Annotated in this window: 13 protein-coding genes and 4 tRNA genes; 4 read left to right on the top strand and 13 right to left on the bottom strand. The window is 71.2% G+C overall.

Annotation, left to right across the window (positions count from 1 at the left end; all coding sequences use genetic code 11):
- Positions 1–7: 7 nt before the first annotated feature.
- Genes ASC54_RS10890 through pdxS form a run of 4 tightly spaced genes read right to left on the bottom strand, consistent with a single transcriptional unit; the run spans position 8 to position 2,952 of the window.
- Positions 8–772 carry a YebC/PmpR family DNA-binding transcriptional regulator gene (locus tag ASC54_RS10890; RefSeq protein ID WP_055861072.1) on the bottom strand — a complete coding sequence of 255 codons (765 nt, stop codon included), beginning with the start codon at positions 770–772 and terminating at the stop codon, positions 8–10.
- Between the two features lie 36 nt (positions 773–808).
- On the bottom strand, positions 809–1,432 hold the full coding sequence (locus tag ASC54_RS10885) for a hypothetical protein (protein WP_055899031.1): 624 nt from the start codon (positions 1,430–1,432) through the stop codon (positions 809–811).
- Positions 1,433–1,457: 25 nt separating this feature from the next.
- Complete coding sequence (pdxT, locus tag ASC54_RS10880) at positions 1,458–2,072, bottom strand: pyridoxal 5'-phosphate synthase glutaminase subunit PdxT (protein ID WP_055899028.1); 615 nt, start codon at positions 2,070–2,072, stop codon at positions 1,458–1,460.
- Positions 2,062–2,952 (bottom strand): pyridoxal 5'-phosphate synthase lyase subunit PdxS, encoded by an 891-nt coding sequence (gene pdxS / locus ASC54_RS10875; protein WP_055861063.1) that lies wholly within the window; start codon positions 2,950–2,952, stop codon positions 2,062–2,064. Before pdxS ends, pdxT begins: the two co-directional genes overlap by 11 nt.
- A 124-nt stretch (positions 2,953–3,076) precedes the next feature.
- On the opposite strand from pdxS, the gene ASC54_RS10870 reads away from it, so the two are divergent.
- Positions 3,077–4,408, top strand: coding sequence for an aminotransferase class I/II-fold pyridoxal phosphate-dependent enzyme (locus ASC54_RS10870; protein WP_055899025.1), 1,332 nt, complete (start codon positions 3,077–3,079; stop codon positions 4,406–4,408).
- Positions 4,409–4,424: 16 nt separating this feature from the next.
- A complete protein-coding gene (pdxY, locus tag ASC54_RS10865; protein WP_055861057.1) occupies positions 4,425–5,276 on the top strand; it encodes a pyridoxal kinase PdxY in 852 nt (283 codons plus the stop codon).
- Positions 5,277–5,286: 10 nt separating this feature from the next.
- On the opposite strand, the gene ASC54_RS10860 is transcribed toward pdxY, so the two are convergent.
- The 5 genes from ASC54_RS10860 to ASC54_RS10840 form a co-directional block, all read right to left on the bottom strand.
- Entirely contained in the window at positions 5,287–5,862 is a 576-nt protein-coding gene (locus ASC54_RS10860) for an HIT domain-containing protein (protein WP_055899023.1), read from the bottom strand.
- A 14-nt stretch (positions 5,863–5,876) separates the two neighbouring features.
- The gene (gene thrS / locus ASC54_RS10855) at positions 5,877–7,784 is read right to left on the bottom strand and encodes a threonine--tRNA ligase (RefSeq protein ID WP_055899399.1); all 1,908 of its coding nucleotides are present in this window, start codon (positions 7,782–7,784) and stop codon (positions 5,877–5,879) included.
- 202 nt (positions 7,785–7,986) lie between these two features.
- Positions 7,987–8,061 (bottom strand) — tRNA-Val (locus ASC54_RS10850).
- A 49-nt stretch (positions 8,062–8,110) separates the two neighbouring features.
- A tRNA-Cys gene (locus tag ASC54_RS10845) sits at positions 8,111–8,181 on the bottom strand.
- A 36-nt stretch (positions 8,182–8,217) separates the two neighbouring features.
- Positions 8,218–8,289, bottom strand: a tRNA-Gly gene (locus ASC54_RS10840).
- A gap of 152 nt (positions 8,290–8,441) precedes the next feature.
- Here ASC54_RS10840 and ASC54_RS10835 point away from each other — a divergent pair.
- Positions 8,442–8,517: transfer RNA gene (locus ASC54_RS10835), tRNA-Val, on the top strand.
- Between the two features lie 8 nt (positions 8,518–8,525).
- Here ASC54_RS10835 and ASC54_RS10830 read toward each other — a convergent pair.
- From ASC54_RS10830 to zapE, 4 genes are all read right to left on the bottom strand, one after another.
- Entirely contained in the window at positions 8,526–9,590 is a 1,065-nt protein-coding gene (locus ASC54_RS10830; RefSeq protein ID WP_055899020.1) for an ammonium transporter, read from the bottom strand.
- Between the two features lie 102 nt (positions 9,591–9,692).
- On the bottom strand, positions 9,693–10,961 hold the full coding sequence (locus tag ASC54_RS10825) for an ammonium transporter (RefSeq protein WP_055899018.1): 1,269 nt from the start codon (positions 10,959–10,961) through the stop codon (positions 9,693–9,695).
- Between the two features lie 206 nt (positions 10,962–11,167).
- On the bottom strand, positions 11,168–12,523 hold the full coding sequence (gene nhaA / locus ASC54_RS10820) for a Na+/H+ antiporter NhaA (protein WP_055861044.1): 1,356 nt from the start codon (positions 12,521–12,523) through the stop codon (positions 11,168–11,170).
- A 115-nt stretch (positions 12,524–12,638) separates the two neighbouring features.
- Positions 12,639–13,667 carry a cell division protein ZapE gene (gene zapE, locus ASC54_RS10815; RefSeq protein WP_055861042.1) on the bottom strand — a complete coding sequence of 343 codons (1,029 nt, stop codon included), beginning with the start codon at positions 13,665–13,667 and terminating at the stop codon, positions 12,639–12,641.
- Between the two features lie 206 nt (positions 13,668–13,873).
- On the opposite strand from zapE, the gene ASC54_RS10810 reads away from it, so the two are divergent.
- On the top strand, positions 13,874–14,773 hold the full coding sequence (locus tag ASC54_RS10810; protein WP_055899015.1) for a sulfurtransferase: 900 nt from the start codon (positions 13,874–13,876) through the stop codon (positions 14,771–14,773).
- The last annotated feature ends 6 nt before the right edge of the window (positions 14,774–14,779 follow it).

Here is a 14,779-nt window from a genome sequence, read left to right as displayed (position 1 = left end):
CGGACCGCTACTCGTCGTCGGCGTCGAGCTCGGCGCGGATCTCGTCGGTGAGCGAGATGTTCGTGTACACGTTCTGCACGTCGTCGAGCTCGTCGAGCGCGTCGACGAGGCGGAACACCTTCCGCGCGGTCTCGGCGTCGGTCTCGATCTGCACGCCCGCGACGAACTCGGCCTCGGCGGAGTCGTACTCGATCCCGGCCTCGGTGAGCGCGGCGCGCGCGGCGAGCAGCTGTGAGGGGTCGGTGATGACCTCGAAGCCGCCGCCCTGGTCGACGACCTCCTCGGCGCCCGCGTCGAGCACGGCCAGGAGGATGTCGTCCTCCGTGAGGCCGTCGGTCTTCGTGATCGCGATGACGCCCTTGCGGTGGAAGTTGTAGGCGACGCTGCCGGGGTCGGCCATCTGGCCGCCGTTGCGCGTCATGCCCGTGCGCACCTCGGCGGCGGCGCGGTTGCGATTGTCGGTGAGGCACTCGATCAGCAGCGCGATGCCGCCGGCGCCGTAGCCCTCGTACATGATCGTCTGGTAATCGACGGCGTCGCCGGTGAGACCGGCGCCGCGCTTGATCGCGCGGTCGATGTTGTCGTTGGGGACGGAGGTCTTCTTGGCCTTCTGCACGGCGTCGACGAGCGTCGGGTTGCCGCTCATGTCGGCGCCGCCGATCTTGGCGGCGACCTCGATGTTCTTGATGAGCTTCGCGAACGACTTCGCACGGCGCGCGTCGATGACGGCCTTCTTGTGCTTGGTCGTCGCCCACTTGGAATGGCCGGACATCTCGCTCCTCGTCGCTCTCGGGGACAGCGCTCCAGTCTAGGACAGGGCGCCGGGAAGGACGGTCGGGAGGACGCCCGCGCGCCGCAGCTCGAGACCGGCGAGGGCGCGGACGACGTCCGGGTCCCCCGCCCTCCAGGCCGCAGCGGGGTCGGGGTGCACGCCGACGAGCGCGCGCAGGGGCTGCCGTGCGAGGGCGCGGGCGGCGAGCGTGTCGGCCGTGAGGCCCTGGGCGAGCATCCGTCGCACCAGACCCGATCGGCGCGCGAACAGCACGCGCGGCAGGGCCCAGACGAGAGCGAGCACCAGCAGCGGCAGGAGCGCGACGACCCACCCCGCGCCGACGGCGATGGCCTCGACGAGCTCCTGCTGGCCGCGGCCGGCGTCCGCGACGGCGCCTCCCGCTCCGGCGGCCGCATCCAGCGGGGCGCGGATGCCCTCGCCCACGAGCGGGATCGCCCCGAGCTGATCGCCCGCGTCGGCGAGGCCGGTGGCGAACGACTCCCCCGCCGCTTCCAGGTCGCGCCCGAAGGACGCGAGCGCACGGATCGCGGTCGTCACGCTCACCGCCGTGATGATGACGAGGATGACCGCCGCGAGCCCGACGAGGTCGGCGATGATCTGCCGCGCTCGCTGAGCCGGGTAGCTCGAGTACCAGTTCATGCCCCCATGGTGGCGGGCGGGACACCTACCGGGTGCGCGACGCGACCGAGTCGGCGACCTTCTGCAGGAAGCGCTCGTGGAAGCGGTGCTCGCCCGTGACCTCGGGGTGGAAGCTCGTGCCCATGAGCGGACCCTGCTCGACGGCGACGATGCGGCCGTCCTCGAGGCGCCCGATGACCTCGACGCCCTCGCCGACGGACTCGACGACGGGTGCGCGGATGAAGACGGCGTGCACGGGCTCGTCACCGAGAGCGGGCATCGCGATGTCGGTCTCGAACGAGTCGAGCTGCGTGCCGAAGGCGTTGCGGCGCACGACGACGTCGAGGCCGCCGAGGGTCTCCTGGCCGGTGATCGCGTCTCGGATCTCGTCGGCGATCATGATGAGCCCCGCGCACGTGCCGTACACGGGCATCCCGTCGGCGATGCGGTCGCGCAGCGCCTGCTGGACGCCGAAGGCGCGCGCGAGCTTGTCCATGACGCTCGACTCGCCTCCCGGGATCACGAGGCCGTCGATGGCCTCGATCTCCTCCGGCCGGCGCACCGGGCGCGCGTCGGCGCCCAGCGCGCGCAGCACGGCGAGGTGCTCGCGAACATCCCCCTGGAGGGCGAGGACGCCGACGACCGGTGCGCTACCAGCCACGCTCGGCGAGGCGGTGCGGCGCGGGGAGGTCGGCGACGTTGATGCCGACCATCGCCTCGCCGAGACCGCGCGAGGCCTCCGCGACGACCGAGGGGTCGTCGTAGAACGTGGTGGCCTTGACGATCGCGGCGGCGCGCGCTGCGGGGTTGCCCGACTTGAAGACGCCCGAGCCGACGAAGACGCCGTCGGCGCCGAGCTGCATCATGAGTGCCGCGTCGGCGGGCGTCGCGACGCCGCCGGCGGTGAAGAGCACGACGGGGAGCTTGCCGGTCTCGGCGATCTCGACGACGAGGTCGTAGGGCGCCTGGAGGTCCTTCGCGGCGACGTACAGCTCGTCCTTCGTCATCGACGTCAGACGGTTGATCTCGGCCGAGATGGTGCGGATGTGCTTGGTGGCCTCGGAGACATCGCCCGTGCCGGCCTCGCCCTTGGAGCGGATCATCGCCGCGCCCTCGTTGATGCGGCGAAGGGCTTCGCCGAGGTTGGTCGCGCCGCACACGAACGGGACCGTGAAGGGCCACTTGTCGATGTGGTTGACGTAGTCGGCGGGGCTCAGCACCTCCGACTCGTCGATGTAGTCCACGCCGAGCGACTGGAGGATCTGCGCCTCGACGAAGTGGCCGATGCGGGCCTTCGCCATGACGGGGATGGAGACCGTCGCCATGATCTGCTCGATGAGGTCGGGGTCGCTCATGCGCGCGACGCCGCCCTGAGCGCGGATGTCCGCGGGGACGCGCTCGAGTGCCATGACGGCGACCGCGCCGGCGTCCTCCGCGATGCGCGCCTGCTCGGCGTCGACGACGTCCATGATGACGCCGCCCTTCAGCATCTCGGCGAGGCCGCGCTTCACGCGGCTCGAACCGGTCTCGGCAGTGCTCATGAGGGAGTCCCTTCGATGGAGGGCGCGCGCCCGCGCGCGGGTGTGTGGCCACGACGTCGCAATGACCTAGGCCAAAAGATAGCATGGCGGGGAACACCATCCCTGACCCGAGACGGACCGACGCATGACGCCTGAGATCACCGGCCGAACGGCCGCCGAGATCGTGGCGAGCGTGCGCGAGCTCATCGAGCGCGGGTCGCTGCGCCCGGGCGATGCGCTGCCCTCCGTGCGCACCCTCGCCGACGGGCTCGGCGTGAATCGCAACACTGCCGTCGCCGCCTACCGGCAGCTCACCCAGGCGGGGCTCGTGATGACGCTCGGCCGCGGCGGCACGCGCGTCGCCGACCGCTCCCCCGTCGCTCAGGAGGGCTTCGCCCCCGACAGCGTCCTGCGGGACGTCGCGACCGGCAACCCCGACCCCGACCTGATCCCCGACCCCTCGACCGCCCTGGCGGGGGCGGCGGGTCACCGTGTCCTCTACGGCGAGCCCGTCATCGATCCCGGTCTCGAGCGCTGGGCGGACGCGTGGATGCGCGCCGATCTCGCACCGGCCGACATGCGCCTCACCGTCACGAGCGGAGCGGGCGATGCCGTCGAGCGGTTGCTCGCGCAGGCGCTCGTGCGCGACGACGGGGTCGCCCTGGAGGACCCGTGCTTCCTCACGAGCATCCACACGGTGCGCGTGGGCGGGTACCGCGCCGTCCCCGTTCCGGTCGACGACGAGGGGATGACCGTGGCGGGGCTGCGCGCAGCGCTCGCGCAGGGCGTGCGCGCCGTGGTCTCCACGCCGCGCGCGCAGAATCCGACGGGCGTGAGCCTGTCGGAGCGGCGGGCTCGTGAGCTCCGCGCCGTGCTCCGCGACCATCCCTTCGTGCTCGTCATCGAGGACGACCACTTCTCGATGCTGTCGCGAGCGCCCTTCCGCTCGCTCATCGGGCCCGACCACCGACGGTGGGCGCTCGTGCGGTCGGTGTCGAAGTTCCTCGGCCCCGACATGTGCCTCGCGGTCACCGCATCCGACCCCGACACCGCCGAGCGCCTCGCGATGCGCCTGACGCCGGGCACGACCTGGGTCAGCCACCTCCTGCAGCGCCTCGCGCTCGCCCTCGTCACCGATCCGGCGGTCACCGCGGGCATCGCTCGCGCGGGCGCGCACTACGCCGACCGCAACCGCGTCTTCGCCGAGCTGCTCAGCGAGCGCGGCGTGCCCGCGACCGCGGGCGACGGCCTCAACCTCTGGGTCGCGCTGCCCGTGCCCGCGCGCGAGGTCTCGGACCGGCTCATGAGACGGGGCTGGCTCGCGCGCACGGGCGACGAGTTCTCGCTCGGAACAGTGCCCGCATCGCACCGACTGCGGCTCACCGTGCACGACCTCGACGATGCGGAGGCCGAGCGCCTGGCGGCCGACATCACGACGGCTGTGGCGGCGGCCGGCGGCGAGCTCCGGTCGGTCTGAGTGCGATGATCGAGAGGTGAAGGTTCTCTCGATCCAGTCCGCCGTCGCCTACGGCCACGTCGGCAACTCCGCGGCCGTCTTCCCCCTGCAGCGCATCGGCGTCGAGGTGATGCCGGTCTACACCGTGAACTTCTCCAACCACACCGGCTACGGAGCGTGGCGCGGGCCGCTCATCAGCCCCGACGACGTGCGCGAGGTGATCACCGGCATCGAGGAGCGCGGGGCGTTCCCGCAGATCGACGTCGTCCTCTCCGGCTACCAGGGCTCGGAGGGCATCGCCGATGTGATCCTCGACGCGGTCGCCCGCATCAAGCAGGCGAACCCGGCCGCGATCTACGCGTGCGACCCGGTGATGGGCAATGCGAGGAGCGGCTGCTTCGTCGCCCCGGCCATTCCGGTGCTGCTGCGCGAGCGCGTCGTGCCCGCCGCGGATCTCATCACCCCCAACCAGTTCGAGCTCGGCTACCTGACCGGCACCGAGCCCGACTCTCTCGAGTCGACGCTCGCGTCGGTGGACCTCGCTCGCGTCATGGGCCCGCGGACCGTTCTCGTGACGAGCGTCGAGCGCCCCGACCGCGAGGAGGGCACCCTCGAGATGCTGGCCGTCGACGACCGCGGCGCATGGATCGTCACGACCCCGCAGCTGCCGATGAAGGCGAACGGCTCGGGCGACGTCACCGCGGCGCTCTTCACCGCGCACTACCGCCGCACCGGCGATGCCGCCGATGCGCTCGCCCGCACCGCCTCGAGCGTCTTCGATCTGCTCACCGCCACGCTCGAGTCGGGCGAGCGCGAGCTGCAGCTCGTCGAGTCGCAGGAGGCCTACGCGCACCCGCGCATGCAGTTCGCGGTGCGCCAGGTGCGCTGAGTCCGCCGGATCAGCGCGGCCAGGCCGCGGCGATCTCGTCGCGCACCTCGCCGAGCAGCCGGGGCACGGCCTTGGTCTGGGCGACGATCGGGAAGAAGTTCGAGTCGAGCGCCCACCGCGGGACGACGTGCTGGTGCAGGTGCGCGGCGATTCCCGCGCCGGCGATACGGCCCTGGTTCATGCCGATGTTGAAGCCGTGACAGCCGCTCGTCGCGGTCAGCACGCTCATCGCCGTCTGCGTCAGCTCGCCGATCTCGGCGACCTCCTCCCGGCTCGCCTCGTCGTAGGTCGCGATGTGGCGGTACGGGCAGACGAGCAGGTGCCCGCTGTTGTACGGGTAGAGGTTGAGCAGCACGTAGGCGTGCTCGCCGCGCGCGACGATGAGCGCCTGGACGTCGTCGAGCTCGGGGGCGCGGCAGAACGGGCATGCGTCGTCGTCCGGCTGCTGGCCGTTCTCGATGTAGACGAGGCGATGCGGCGTCCAGAGCCGCTGGAACGAGTCGGGCACGGCGGCGAAGCCGGCCGACGACTCGGCCGCGACTCCGTCGATCGACGGGCCCGGGGCATCCCTCTCGTTCTCGATCATGACCGGATGCCCGCCTACAGCTCGGCCGAGCGCGAGCTGATCGCGCCGGTGATGCGCGCGATGACCTCGTCGACGGGAACCCCGTTGACCTGCGTGCCGTCGCGGAAGCGGAAGCTCACGGCGCCCTTCGCGCGATCCTCCTCGCCCGCGATGAGCTGGTACGGGACCTTCTGCATCGTGTGGGTGCGGATCTTCTTCTGCATGCGGTCGTCGCTGCGATCGAGGTCGGCGCGGACGCCCTGGGCCCGCAGCCGGTCGATGACCTCCTGCAGGTAGGGGGCGTACTCCTCGGCGACGGGGATGCCGACGACCTGCACGGGCGAGAGCCAGGCCGGGAACGCACCCGCGTAGTGCTCAAGCAGGATCGCGAAGAAGCGCTCGATCGAGCCCAGCAGCGCGCGGTGGATCATGATCGGGCGCTGGCGCGAGCCGTCGGAGGCGGCGTACTCGAGCTCGAAGCGCTCGGGCTGGTTGAAGTCGAGCTGCACGGTCGAGAGCTGCCAGGTGCGGCCGATGGCGTCGCGCGCCTGCACCGAGATCTTCGGGCCGTAGAACGCGGCACCGCCCGGGTCGGCGACGAGCTCGAGGCCCGACTCGGTCGCGACCTCGCGGAGGGTCTCGGTCGCCTGCTCCCAGACGTCGTCCTCGCCGACGTACTTGTCGGGGTTCTTCGTCGACAGCTCGAGGTAGAAGTCGTCGAGGCCGTAGCCGCGCAGGGTCTCGAGCACGAACTCGAGCTGGCTCGCGACCTCGGCCTTGACCTGGTCGGGCGTGACGTAGATGTGGGCGTCGTCCTGGGTGAGGCCGCGCACGCGGGTGAGGCCCGAGAGCGTGCCGCTCTTCTCGTAGCGGTAGACGGTGCCGAACTCGGCGAGGCGCAGGGGCAGTTCGCGATAGCTGCGGCCGCGCGCGCGGAAGATCAGGTTGTGGAACGGGCAGTTCATGGGCTTGAGGTAGTAGTTCTGCCCCTGCTTGGTGATGTTGCCCTCGGCGTCGCGCTCCTCGTCGAGGTGCATCGCCGGGAACATGCCCTCCTCGTACCACTGCAGGTGGCCGCTCGTCTCGAACAGCTGACCCTTGGTGATGTGGGGCGAGTAGACGAGCTCGTAGCCGTTCTCGAGCAGGCGCTGGCGCATGTAGTTCTCGATCTCGGCGCGGATGATGCCGCCCTTGGGGTGGAAGACCGAGAGCCCCGAGCCGATCTCGTCGGGGAAGGAGAACAGGTCGAGCTCGACGCCGAGCTTGCGGTGGTCGCGCTTGGCGGCCTCCTCCAGGCGCGAGCGGTACTCGCGCAGCGCGTCCTTGCTCGGCCACGCGGTGCCGTAGATGCGCTGCAGCTGCGGGTTCTTCTCCGACCCGCGCCAGTAGGCGGCGGCGACGCGCATGAGGGCCCAGCCGTTGCCGATCATGCGCGTGTTGGGCAGGTGCGGGCCGCGGCAGAGGTCCTTCCAGTGGACCTCGCCGGTCTTCGGATCGACGTTGTCGTAGATCGTGAGCTCGGTGCCGCCGACCTCGACGCTCTCGCCGTCGGCGCCGTCGGCGGCGGCACCCTTGAGCCCGATGAGCTCGAGCTTGTACGGCTCGTCCGCGAGCTCGGCGCGCGCCTCGTCCTCGGTGACGACGCGGCGGATGAACCGCTGCCCCTGACGGACGATGCGCTCCATCGCCTTGCTGAGCGCGGCGAAGTCGTCGGTCGTGAACGGGGATGCGACGTCGAAGTCGTAGTAGAAGCCGTCGGTCACGGGCGGGCCGATCCCGAGCTTCGCCTCGGGGTTGATCGACTGCACGGCCTGCGCGAGGACGTGCGCGGCCGAGTGCCGGAGGATCGCGAGGCCGTCGGGGCTGCCGATCGTGACGGGCTCGACGCGGGCGCCGGGCTCGACGCGGTGCGCGAGGTCGCGCAGCTCGCCGTCGACGCGCATCGCGACGACGGAGCGGTCGGTGAAGAGCCCGAATCCGTCGGTCGTCGTCTCGGCCACGACCGCCTCGAGGGTGGGGGTGGACTGCTCGGCGACGGGCTCGGACACGGTGCTCCTTCTGCAGGGTCTGCGGGACCGCACCAGCCTACCGGCGGCGAAAACGCGAAAACCCCCGCCGGAGCGGGGGCTGTTCTCGCGAAACTCGTGGTGGGCGATACTGGGATCGAACCAGTGACCTCTTCCGTGTCAGGGAAGCGCGCTACCGCTGCGCCAATCGCCCAAGGTGGTGCTGGTGGTAGTGGTACCGCCTCGGATCTCCGGGGAGTGCGAGGTGGCGACGGGATTCGAACCCGTGTGCACGGCTTTGCAGGCCGCTGCCTCGCCTCTCGGCCACGCCACCGTGGGTGCAACCCCCACTACCGAGGGGCCGTACTCGAGCGGATGACGAGATTCGAACTCGCGACCCTCACCTTGGCAAGGTGATGCGCTACCACTGCGCCACATCCGCATTTTCGCCTGCCGTTTCCGGCGTGCATGGAAACCATAGCCGACCTCTCGGGGGGATGCCAAACCGGGCGGACCGGGCGTGTCACCCCGCGGTATCGACGGCCGCGAGCGGTGCACGACGGCCTGAGGACTTATGGCAAGATGGACGCGCACGGGCGATTGGCGCAGTTGGTAGCGCGCTTCCTTCACACGGAAGAGGTCATCAGTTCGAGTCTGGTATCGCCCACCACTCTCCCCTCAGTGCTCGGTCACGAATCGCTTCGTCGCTCTCAGCGCGACCCACGCGATCACCCAGCAGACAAGGCCGCCGAGCGCCGCGAGCAACGTCACCGCCAGCACCGCTCCGAGCTGCGCCGCCGCGAGGACGAGCGTGCCGGTCGCGGCGAGGCCGAAGCCGTCCGCGAGGAGCGCGACGATGATCCCGCCCGTCGCGGTCGCCCCGATCGCCCCGATCGTCCACGAGCGTCGCGGCGCGGCATCCGCGTCATCGCGGGCTCCTGCGCCGCTCATCGCCGAGCCGACGGCCCCGCCGAGCACGGCCGCGGCTCCCAATGCGGGCGGCGCGAGGAACGGTGCCCCGACGCCGATCGCCGCCCATCCTCCCCAGGCGCCGGCGACGAGCACCGCGGGGGTCAGCCGGTTCCAGCCGATCTTCTCGATGAGCGACCACGTGAGGGCTGCGACGGCGATCCCGATGACCGCGTTGGCGACGATGCGGCCCGTCGCCTCGTCGACGACGCGCTCCACTCCTGCGAGCCAGGCTGTGCCGCCGACGATCACGAGAGCGGCGGCGAGCACCGCGCGCGGCCAGCCCACGGATCGGGCGACGAACGCGAAAGAGACGACGCGACGTGGCGCGGGCAGCAGATGCACGACGAGGAGCGCGGCCCCGGCAGCGACATGCGTGGCGAGGACTCCGGCGAAGTCGACCGCGCCGATGAGCGACTGCACGAGCGCGGGGAACTCCCCCACGACGGCCCCCACTACGGGCTGGTAGACGAGCGCCGACCACGAGCCGGCGAGCACGACGCCGCCGACGGAGCCGAGCCGGCGGGCGGCGAGGGTCGCCACGATCGCCGTGACGGCGGCCGCGATGGCGGCGTCGAGGACGCGCGCCGGGAGATCCGTGATCGGGCCGGCCAGGGCATCCCCCGCGATCGAGGCGACGGCGCCGGCCGCGCCGGCGACGAACGCGGTCAGCACGCGTACGCGCTCCGCTCGCCCGGTGCCGAGAAGCACTCCGGCCGGGGCTGCGAGCACGAGAAGCGCGGCGACGAGCTGAAGGCCGGGATCGCTCGTCACGTGCCGTCTCCTCGCGTCGGGACCCCCGTGCAACGACGACGGGGCGCTACTCGAATCGAAGAGTAGCGCCCCGCGCGCGCCCGGAGGCGATGGGTCAGTCGATCAGCGCGTGCCCTCGAGGACGTAGCCCTCCTCGCCGTGCACGATCGGGTCGATGCCCGCGAGCTCGTCCTCCTCCTTCACCCGGAAGCCCATCGTCTTCTCGATCGCGAGACCGATGACGAAGGCGAGGGTGAACGAGTAGATCATGACCGCGAAGGCGGCGATGGCCTGCACCATGAGCTGCGTGAGCTCCCCGCTGTAGAGGAGGCCGGTGCCGTTGGCGAAGACGCCCAGGTAGAGGGTTCCGACGAGGCCGCCGACGAGGTGGATGCCCACGACGTCGAGTGAGTCGTCGAAGCCGAACTTGAACTTCAGGTCGACCGCGAGGGCGCAGACCGCGCCCGCGACGAGGCCGAGCACGATCGCCCAGCCCGGCGTGAGCGCGGCGCACGCGGGGGTGATCGCGACGAGACCGGCGACCGCGCCCGAGGCGGCGCCGACCGAGGTCGGCTTGCCATCCTTGATCTTCTCCACGACGAGCCACGCGAGCAGGGCTGCGGCCGGCGCGGCGATCGTGTTGATGAAGGCGAGCGCTGCGGTGCCGTCGGCGGCGAGCTCCGAGCCGGCGTTGAAGCCGAACCAGCCGAACCACAGCAGGCCCGCGCCGAGGAGCACGAACGGCGGGTTGTGCGGCACGTGAGCGCCCTTGGCGAAGCCGATGCGCTTGCCGAGGACGAGCGCGAGGGCCAGTGCGGCGGCGCCCGCGTTGATGTGGACGGCGGTGCCACCGGCGAAGTCGATCGCGCCGACCCCGAAGGCCTCCTGCATCCCGTACGTGATCCATCCGCCGTCGGTGAACGCGAGCGTCTCGGGGTCGAGCGTGAAGTTGAAGACCCAGCTGGCGACGGGGAAGTAGACGACCGTTGCCCAGACGCCCGCGAACACCATCCACGCGCCGAACTTGGCGCGGTCGGCGATCGCGCCCGAGATGAGGGCCACGGTGATGATCGCGAACGTCGCCTGGAAGGCGGCGAAAGCGAGCGGCGGGAACGCGGCACCCTCGGGGACCTCGAGAAGGCTGGTGAGGCCGATCGCGCCCGAGTCGATGCCGATGACTCCGTCGATGCCGACGTTGTTGGCGAAGGCGATCGCGTAGCCGTACAGAACCCAGAGGACGCCGATGAGCCCGATCGCGCCGAAGCTCAGCATCATCATGCTGATGACGCTCTTGGCCTTGACGAGTCCTCCGTAGAAGAACGCCAGGCCGGGGGTCATGAGCAGGACGAGTGCGGCGGCGACCAGGATGAAGGTGGTGTTTCCCTGATCCATGTGGAACCTCTCTTGCCGTGGGGAATGAGGCGCCCGACTCGGAGGCTCGGATGTAGGGTCACCGGCCTCCCGGCGAGGACCGGGCGCTCTTGAAGTGTCGGTGCGCGAGATTTCGCGAGAGGTGTCGCGGTATTTCGAGCGGGTTACACGCCGGCCGGTGATGTAAACATCGCGTTACGCGAGGCGAGGAGCTCGCCCGGGCTCCCCTATGCGCGGACCGTGTCCTCGAAGGCGTCGGGGATCCCGTCGCCGTCCGAGTCGCGCTCGTCCTCCTCGCGCCGGCGCCGGTAGTGGCGATTGCGGGTGCCGAGCAGGATTCCCGCAGCGACCGCGGCGATGAGCGAGCCCAGGAGGATCCCGACCTTGGCGACGTCGTCCAACGGGTCGCCCTGCCCGTAGCTGAGCTCGCTGATGAGCAGGGAGACCGTGAAGCCCATGCCCGAGAGCATCGCGAGGCCGACGACGTCGATCCAGCGCACGCCCCGGGGCAGGGTGACGCCCGGCAGCCGGGTCACGAGCCAGGAAGCCAGCGTGATGCCGATCGTCTTGCCGACGACGAGCCCGACGACGATCCCGATCGCCACGGGCGATGTGATCGCCTCGACGAGCCCGTCGAGACCGCCGACCGCGACCCCCGAGGAGAAGAACGCGAACACCGGCACCGCGAAGCCCGCCGAGATCGGGCGCAGACCGTGCTCGAACTTCTCAGCGAGACCCTCCCGGCCGCCGAGCCCGTCCTCCTCGCCCCCGCGGGCGAGGACGGGCACGGTGAACGCCAGCAGCACTCCCGCGACGGTCGCGTGCACGCCCGAGGAGTACATGAGGAACCACACGACGATGCCGATCGGGGCGAGGATCGCGATCGCCGCGGTCGAGCGCAGGCGGAAGAGCTCCTGGTACCTCTGCGCGATGAGCCCGAAGATCGCGAGCCCGATGCCCGCCAGCACGAGATACAGCGGCTGGAGGTCGTCGGTGTAGACGAACGCGATGACGGTGATGCCGATGAGGTCGTCGACGACCGCGAGCGTCAGCAGGAAGGTGCGCATCGCGATCGGCAGCGAGGTGCCCACGACCGCGAGCACTGCCAGGGCGAAGGCAATGTCGGTCGCGAGCGGGATCGCCCAGCCGCGCAGCACCTCCTGCCCCTGGGTGAGGTTCACGAGCGTGAAGATCACCGCCGGCGTCGCGGCTCCGCCGAACGCGGCCGCGACGGGAACGAGCGCGCGGCGAGGGTCGCGCAGCTCGCCGGCGACGAACTCGCGCTTGAGCTCGAGGCCGGCGAGGAAGAAGAAGATCGCGAGCAGACCGTCGGCGGCGAGGTGGCCGACCGAGATCTCGAACACCGCGTCGCCGAATCCGAGGATCACGGAGGTGTCGCGCAGCGCGAAGTAGCCGTCGGCCGCGGCCGAGTTGGCCAGGGCGACCGCGATCACCGTCGCGACGAGCAGCAGGATCCCGCCCACCGTCTCCTTGCGGAGGATCTGCTCGATCCAGAGGCTCTCGCGGTAGCGGTCGGCACCCGTAGGGGCGCCGGAGGGCGTTCCGGTGGGCGTTCCGGTCATGGGGTCTCCTCGGGGTCGTCGGCGCGGTTCCGCCCCCGCGACGCGGCAGGCGGGCCGACCAGACTTCCCGGCGCTCCGGTGACGATCCTATCGGCGCGTCCGCGCGCGACCCCGGTCAGGACGCCGTGGTCAGAGCGATCATGCGCGAGGTCGCCCGCAGGTACTTCTTCCGATACCCGCCAGCGAGCATGTCGTCGGTGAAGACCTGATCGAGCGGGGTGCCCGTGGCGAGGATGCGGATCTGGGCGTCGTAGAGGCGATCGACGAGCGCGACGAGGCGCAGGGCATCCGTCTGATTGCGCAGCGGCGAGACGTCGGTGAGCGCGATCGCCGACAGCCCGTCGATGAGGCCGATGTATCGGCTCGGGTGCACGGTCGCCAGGTGCGCGAGGACCGCGTCGAAGCGGTCGACGGTGACCGTGCCCGTCTCGGCGGCGAGGCGCGCGTCGAGCTCCTCCGGGCTCAGCGCGACCGCGTGGCCCTCGATGTCTCGCTTGCGGTAGTCCTCGCCGTCGATGCGGCGGATGTCGAAGCGGTCGGCGAGGGCGTTGATCTCGCGCAGGAAGTCCTGGGCGGCGAATCGCCCCTCGCCGAGCGCGTGCGGAGGCGTGTTGGAGGTCGCCGCGATGCGCGAGCCGCTCGCGACGAGCTCGCCCAGCAGGCGCGACATCACCATCGTGTCGCCCGGGTCGTCGAGCTCGAACTCGTCGATCGCGATCAGGCGCGCCCCGCGGAACTGCTGCACCGCCTGCTGGTAGCCCAGCGCCCCGACGAGCGCCGTGTACTCGATGAACGTGCCGAAGTACTTGCGACCGCCGACGCGGTGCCAGAGCGCCGCGAGCAGGTGCGTCTTGCCCACGCCGAAGCCGCCGTCGAGGTAGATGCCGGCCTTCTCGGCCACGACCGGGGTGCGGCGCGCGAAGAGGCCGCGCAGCCCGGTGGGCGCCTCGTCGGGAGCGCCGTCGGCGAAGCGACGGATCGCCTCGACCGCCTCCGCCTGCGAGGGGTGCGCCGGGTCGGGCACGTAGTTCTCGAGGCTCGCGTGAGCGAACTGCGGCGGCGGGGTCAGGTGGCCGAGCAGCTCGGAGGCCGCGAGGGTCGGCTGACGGTCGGTCAGGCGCAGGGTCGTCGGCGCAGGATTCACTAGGGGCCGTTCGCTCGCGGGGGTCGCACTCTCCGCCCTGCCGCGCCGGGTGGCGGGACGAGGCGCGGCGCGCTCGGAGTGCGTAGATTCGAGCGCGCGCGGCGTGTCCCAGAATACCGGCGGCCCGCCGCGCGTTGCTCCCCGCACAGGCTCGCACCGTGGCGCCGCTCCTCGGCAGCCGCCGTTCCCCCATCGAGAGGTCACCCATGCCCGTCTCCCCCGATCCGTCCGAGAAGTTCCAGGCGTACGCCCACCCCGAGCGGCTCGTCTCGACCGCGTGGCTCGAGGAGCATCTCGAGGACCCCGGCCTCGTCGTGGTCGAGTCGGACGAGGACGTCCTGCTGTACGAGACCGGGCACATCCCCGGCGCGGTGAAGATCGACTGGCACACCGACCTCAACGACCCCGTCGTTCGCGACTACATCGAGGGCGAGGCGTTCGCCGAGCTCATGGGCCGCAACGGCATCGCGCGCGACACGACGATCGTGCTCTACGGCGACAAGAGCAACTGGTGGGCCGCCTACGCGCTGTGGGTCTTCACGCTCTTCGGCCACGAGGACGTCCGGCTGCTCGACGGCGGCCGCGACCGCTGGGTCGCCGAGGGCCGCGCGATGACGAAGGACCGCCCGAGCCGCGAGGCCGTCGAGTACCCGGTCGTCGAGCGCGACGACAGCGCGATCCGCGCCTTCAAGGAGGACGTGATCGCGCACTTCGGCAAGCCGATCATCGACGTCCGCTCGCCCGAGGAGTACAGCGGAGAGCGCACCCACATGCCCGCCTACCCCGAGGAGGGCGCCCTCCGCGGCGGCCACATCCCCTCGGCGCGCAGCGTGCCGTGGGCTCGCGCTGCGAACGAGGACGGCACCTTCCGCGGCGCCGACGAGCTCGCCGCGATCTATCGCGAGGATGCCGCGATCGGCGAGGCGGAGGACGTCGTCGCCTACTGCCGCATCGGCGAGCGATCGAGCCACACGTGGTTCGTCCTGACCCACCTGCTCGGCGTGCCGCGCGTGCGCAACTACGACGGGTCGTGGACGGAGTGGGGCAGCGCCGTCCGGGTGCCGATCCAGACCGGCGGCGAGCCCGGCGACGCGCCCCTCCGGTAGCGTGAC

Origin of the sequence: Yonghaparkia sp. Root332 (assembly GCF_001425665.1) — a bacterium.
Lineage (GTDB): Bacteria > Actinomycetota > Actinomycetes > Actinomycetales > Microbacteriaceae > Microcella.
This window is presented reverse-complemented; position numbering and strand designations above follow the sequence as displayed.

Coding starts and splice junctions, on each gene's coding strand:
- ASC54_RS10890 (WP_055861072.1), bottom strand. CDS start 772: ATGTCCGGCCATTCCAAGTGGGCGACGACCAAGCACAAGAAGGCCGTC.
- ASC54_RS10810 (WP_055899015.1), top strand. CDS start 13,874: ATGCCCGTCTCCCCCGATCCGTCCGAGAAGTTCCAGGCGTACGCCCAC.
- ASC54_RS10885 (WP_055899031.1), bottom strand. CDS start 1,432: ATGAACTGGTACTCGAGCTACCCGGCTCAGCGAGCGCGGCAGATCATC.
- ASC54_RS10860 (WP_055899023.1), bottom strand. CDS start 5,862: ATGATCGAGAACGAGAGGGATGCCCCGGGCCCGTCGATCGACGGAGTC.
- thrS (WP_055899399.1), bottom strand. CDS start 7,784: ATGCGCGTCGACGGCGAGCTGCGCGACCTCGCGCACCGCGTCGAGCCC.
- ASC54_RS10825 (WP_055899018.1), bottom strand. CDS start 10,961: ATGGATCAGGGAAACACCACCTTCATCCTGGTCGCCGCCGCACTCGTC.
- ASC54_RS10870 (WP_055899025.1), top strand. CDS start 3,077: ATGACGCCTGAGATCACCGGCCGAACGGCCGCCGAGATCGTGGCGAGC.
- nhaA (WP_055861044.1), bottom strand. CDS start 12,523: ATGACCGGAACGCCCACCGGAACGCCCTCCGGCGCCCCTACGGGTGCC.
- pdxS (WP_055861063.1), bottom strand. CDS start 2,952: ATGAGCACTGCCGAGACCGGTTCGAGCCGCGTGAAGCGCGGCCTCGCC.